The sequence below is a fragment of the Desmonostoc muscorum LEGE 12446 genome, from assembly GCF_015207005.2.
Taxonomy (GTDB): Bacteria; Cyanobacteriota; Cyanobacteriia; order Cyanobacteriales; family Nostocaceae; genus Nostoc; species Nostoc muscorum.
This window is the reverse complement of record NZ_JADEXS020000010.1, coordinates 1-1288: the sequence shown is the minus strand read 5'-3', so window position 1 is coordinate 1288 and position 1288 is coordinate 1. Positions and strand designations below refer to the sequence as shown.

The following is a 1288-nucleotide window of genomic DNA, read 5'->3' as shown; positions in this document are numbered from 1 at the left end:
CCTCATTAATCTAGCTTACAGCTATTTTCAGGTAAATAGACCACGCGGCAAGGGCACAGCAGTGCTGTGCCCCTACGACAGATGTGGTTCAAATACATGAAAACTGCTGTAAAGACTCGTTAACAGTGTTCAAATACTCCCTCATCCCCCTCATCTCCCTCATCTTCCCCACTCCCCACTCCCCACTCCCCACTCCCTACTGACGATTCGCTCTCTCTTGGGGAATAATCTCGGTTACTACTCTACCGCCAGAATTTCCACCTTTGACAACAATATTTTCTGTTTGCAAATTACCAACGGCTGTTTCACCGGTAAAATTTAACGGTGGGTCAATTTGTCGATAAACTATATTTCCCTGAGCTTCAAGTAATTTATTGTCTAAATACCAAGTTAGTTTATCAGATCTCAAAGACTGGCGACGCTGACCAATGGCGTTGACGTTACCTGTTAAATAAACCGTTTTTTGCGGTATTTTCATTTCACCTTGATTGGCGGTAACGATGACATTTTCCACTCGCTGGAACATGCGGGTAGGGGAGTTTGTGGTGATGGTTTCTGTGTTCATGTTCCAGGTCATAGAGTTACTAGCTATTTGCAATGGCGGGTCTAGTAAATCTAATTGGGCATTTTTTTGGATGGTGGCAATTTTGGTTTTTAAGTTGACTTCGGCTGCATTTCCTTTGCCGCGATCGCTAATTTTATTATTTTTATAGCGGTCAATTTCAATGGGGCGATCGGCAATTAATTTTTCTTCTTTAATATTCCAATTCAAATGCTCTGTTCGCATTTGCAGCTGGGGATCGGCGGACTTTGCTATTACTCCTCCAGAAAATTCCATCCGTTGTTCCCGAGTTTTAACTCGCGCTTCTTGTGCTACTGCTTGTAGTTGTTTATGAGTACCATTAATTTGGTTGCGGACAATCAACAAATCTTCTTGGGGATGCCATTCTAGTTCATTACCCTGCAACACAATTCCATTTTTCGGGTCTGTAGCAAGTATTTTTCCCTTGAGAAATAGCTGCTTTCCATTTTGTTCAATGTCTGCTACATCGGCTTTGACTTGGTAAACAACTTTACCATCTTGGTACAGTTCTCCATAGGGATTTTCCGCCTGACCAATTTGTTTTTCTTTGGTGTATTTTGCCCGTTTAGCTTGGACTTTCCAAATCGGTCTTCCGACTTCATCTGCTTGTTCTAAGGTGACATCAAAGAATGTCAATTTACTATCTTGGTTAGATGAATCAGGAGTATTTTCTGGAGAAGCTGTGGGAGATTTCCCCCCACAGCT

At 42.2% G+C, this 1288-nt stretch carries 1 protein-coding gene; it reads right to left on the bottom strand.

Annotated elements, in window-relative coordinates; translation table 11 throughout:
- Nucleotides 1-196: 196 nt before the first annotated feature.
- A partial coding sequence (lptC, locus tag IQ276_RS39945; protein WP_235116539.1) for an LPS export ABC transporter periplasmic protein LptC occupies nt 197-1288 on the bottom strand: 1092 nt, incomplete at its 5' end.